This is a genomic window from Bradyrhizobium shewense, from assembly GCF_900094605.1.
Lineage (GTDB): Bacteria > Pseudomonadota > Alphaproteobacteria > Rhizobiales > Xanthobacteraceae > Bradyrhizobium > Bradyrhizobium shewense.
Genome location: NZ_FMAI01000081.1, coordinates 1 through 3737 on the forward strand (window position 1 = coordinate 1; position 3737 = coordinate 3737).

Sequence of the window (3737 nt, forward strand, 5' to 3'; positions counted from 1 at the left end):
ACCAGGGAATCTCATCACGTGGCGCGGACTATCGCGTTTCATCGATATCGCAACGGGAGCGAAGCTCTGACTCAAAGATGTGGGTAATCGTAAGCCGATGATGGCCGCCTTCCCGGATAGCGCTCGAGCGTGAGATGATTTGCTCATTAATTCGCAAACAAATGAGCAAACGTGACGACGGTTACGGTTCTATCCGGTCCAGAGCGGCGACGGCGGTGGACGAGTGCCGAGAAGCTTCGGATCGTGGAGGAGAGTCTGGCGCCTGGGGCCAGTGTTGTCGAGGTTGCTCGGCGACATGACGTTCACCGCAATCTGGTTACGGCTTGGCGGCGGCAGGCGCGGACCGGCGTCCTCGCTTGCGGGCCCGAGCCGATGCAGCGGCAGGATGGCGACTAGGCGAGACTCATTTGGACAACCCATCAGCAAGATTGGCCGAAGTCAGGCGCGCGCCGTGAAGCGAGATTGGCAGGCAACGGCTCCCGGACCTTGCACGCCTTCTTCGCGTCCGCGCCGGGCGCGGCTATCAGATCGCCGCTTTGGGAGTGGCCCGCAATCTCACCGTACTCTGCTGGCACTCGTTGACCACGGGGCGAGGACCATCTCTGAGTCCGTCCGGCGCTGGTCGCCAACAAGACGTGCGCAATGGAATTGCAGGCCGGTCATCCGCAAAGGAAAGTCAGCCCGTGAGAGCGACGGTCGCCCTCTTGACAGCTTCTGCGCATCGGCCTTGAAAATCTGCTGTCGATACGGAAGAAAGCCGGCAGCGCAAGGTCGAACAAAAGAAAGACCACTCAAGTAAGTCATCAACGTATGATCTATGTCAGATTGATGACGCCGGCGTCGCGAACCTGACAAAGCATCGCGGCCATTCCAGCGGGGATGCTGACTCTGTGCGCGTTTCACGTTCGACAAGCAATGGCGCACCATATTCCGCGAGTGGCACGCCTATTGCTGGAATGAGTGGCAAAAGAACCGCGCCTGGAGGCACCGGCCCAGGGCTTCCAGATGAGGCTTGCCGGCACATCAATTCATGCTGCTCATGAACAGCAAATGCGAGAGCGCTGAACATCAATGTGGCGGTCCCTCGAACTTCACCGAGTCGGCCAAGGAGATGCAATGCCGCTCAAGTAAGAATGCAACGCACAATGTCAGGTTGAGTGGCGCTGGCAAAACTATTACCGCGCACAACGACGAAATTGATCAAGACTACGCAGTTTCGTGAAACAGCAGCACGGAGGACTTATGAAACTCGCTTTAGGATACCAGACTTTTTGGGAAGCCGCCCATAAGAACTACCCTGATCAATTGAGGCCTAACGGACTTCTTGATCAAGGGGGGATGTTCGACGTAATTAACAACGTCGTGAATGCTGACCATTCCGACCGCTTTGCAAAGCCATCTGAACGATTGTGGAGGTGGTCTATCAACCCATGGATTGCTGACACGCGCTTCACAAAAGTCGGAGCTTTGGGGAAGACTTATCGAGGGCTGATACTGCTCAAGACCCCTTTTGATCTGGCTCTTTATCCAAGGCTCATTTGGGAACTTCAGCCGAGGACAATTCTTGAGCTCGGTTCATATCAGGGTGGCAGCGGACTGTGGTTTGCCGACAACATGTCGGTACTTTGCGAAAATCCCGGTGAAGTGCACTCCTTTGATTTGCACACCAAATGTGTCCATGAGACTGCAAGAAAGCATCCGCTTCTTACCTTTCATCAAGTTGACCTTTCGAACGTCTCCAACTTCGATGAAAATCTGCTGATGAGCCTACCTCATCCCTGGCTTGTGATCGACGATGCGCACGTGCAAATATTTCCGATGTTTTCTTACCTGAACAACCTTCTAGTGTCAGGAGACTACTATGTAATTGAAGACGATCCTGCGAGAGTAAATAGAGGAATTATCGATGGTTTCCAGTTGATCGAGGATTCTGGATTCCTAATCGATACTTACTACACCGACGCGTTTGGGACCAATGTTACTTGTGCTCCAAATGCATGGCTTCGAAAGTCGTAAGCCTGGATCAGCCGGAGTGCGTTGGATGGGTCCGCACCCGTCATCGTCTTCATTCTGGGAGCCAATGCAGGAGCAGGCTGAAGTTGCAGCCGCCCCCCGCGAGAACGGCATCGATGCGGTCGCCGAGCGGCCTTTAAGATAGTTGTGGTCCATGCGGTACTCCCCTTGATGTGACCTTGGCCCCAGTTTAATCCAGTCCTGAGTTCGCCGTTGGATTTGCCCGGTTGAGCGGCAAGAGCGAGGGGAGCTGGCGGAGCCTTCGGCATATCGCAGCGCCAGATCCCGGCGCGGGTGGCAGGTGATGGCGAACTCGGACGGCGTCTTCCGTCCGAGTTGCGAGTGTGGTCGGGTGTAGGCGTATGACCTGTGACCTGCCACTGAGTATTTCATCCAGAAGGAGTTGGAGTCCAGCCCGAAGAAGGACGGACAGATGAAGCGAGCAGGTTCACGGAAGAGCAGATTATCGCGGTATTGAAAGAGCATGAGGCTGGGCCGAGACGGCTGACCTGGCTCGCAAGCATGGGATCTCCGAGGCGACGATCTATAATTGGAAGGCCAAATTCGGCGGCATGGATGTCTCTGAGGCCAAGCGGTTAGAGGCGCTGGAAGAGGAGAACGCGAAACTGAAGAAGCTTCTGGCGGAGCAGATGCTCGACGCGGCCGCCCTTCGCGAGCTGCTTTCAAAAAGCATGGTAGGGCCCGCCGCCAAGCGCGCTGCGGTCGCGCATCTACAGGCCGTCATGAGCCTGTCGAAACGGCGGGCCTGCTCGATCGTCGGCGCGGATCGGAAGATGATCCGTTATCACTCCAGCCGACCTGCGGACGCGGCTCTGCGCGGCCGGTTGCGCGACCTCGCCAACGAGCGGCGCCGTTTCGGCTATCGCCGGCTATTCGTCCTACTGCGACGGGAGGGAGAGCCCTCGGAGATCAATCGGATCTACCGGCTTTATCGCGAGGAAGGGTTCACCATCCGCAAGCGGCGGCCTCGCCGCAAGGCTGTGGGGACCCGTGCCCCGATCCTGATCGAGGCGAGGCCCAACGCGCGCTGGTCGCTAGACCTCGTCCACGACCAGTTCGCCAGAACGGCCGGTGCTTCCGCATTCTCAACATCGTCGACGACGTCACTAAGGAATGCCTGGGTGCCATTTGAGAGACGTCGATCTCAGGACGGCGCGTCGCCCGCGAACTGACGGCAATCGTCGAGGCAAGCCAGGGATGATCATGTCTGACCATGGCACCGAGTTCACCTGCAACGCCATGCTCGCCTCGAGCAAGGACACGGTCATCGATTGGCACTTTATCGCGCCGGGAAAGCCGATGCAGAACGGCTTCATCGAGAGTTTTAATGGCCGGATGCGCGATGAACTGCTCAACGAGACCCTGTTCTTCGATGTGGATGACGCCCGCGCCAAGATCGCCGACTACAATATCCGGCGGCCTCACTCGTCGCTGAAATCCTGCCCCCCGCCGCCTATGCCGCCCACCTCACCGCAACGGACGATCGGCTGCGCAACCCCGACCAGCTCCGCCGATCGTCCGTTGCTCCACCCGCGCCACTTGGCGTACAAATGACGTGCCCCCGCCAAATTAGGCCAGTTTGAACTGGAATTTTCCATTTATGATCCCCTGACGGGGACGAGGAGAGTTCCATGAAGGCATCGAAGTTTTCAGAGGCGCAGATCGCATTTGTTTTGAAGCAAGCTGAAGATGGCTCGGCGGTG

The 3737-nt window shown here is 57.3% G+C and carries 2 protein-coding genes and 2 pseudogenes; 3 read left to right on the top strand and 1 reads right to left on the bottom strand.

The window, feature by feature from the left end:
- The first annotated feature begins 171 nt into the window (after positions 1-171).
- A complete protein-coding gene (locus tag GA0061098_RS43200; RefSeq protein ID WP_091968185.1) occupies positions 172-396 on the top strand; it encodes a transposase in 225 nt (74 codons plus the stop codon).
- Between the two features lie 846 nt (positions 397-1242).
- A complete protein-coding gene (locus GA0061098_RS43205) occupies positions 1243-2016 on the top strand; it encodes a CmcI family methyltransferase (RefSeq protein ID WP_091968189.1) in 774 nt (257 codons plus the stop codon).
- A 191-nt stretch (positions 2017-2207) separates the two neighbouring features.
- On the opposite strand, the pseudogene GA0061098_RS47720 reads toward GA0061098_RS43205, so the two are convergent.
- A pseudogene (locus GA0061098_RS47720) lies at positions 2208-2376 on the bottom strand (IS3 family transposase); the annotation flags it as partial.
- A gap of 99 nt (positions 2377-2475) precedes the next feature.
- Between GA0061098_RS47720 and GA0061098_RS43215 the strand changes: the two are divergent.
- A pseudogene (locus GA0061098_RS43215) lies at positions 2476-3617 on the top strand (IS3 family transposase).
- Positions 3618-3737: the final 120 nt, after the last annotated feature.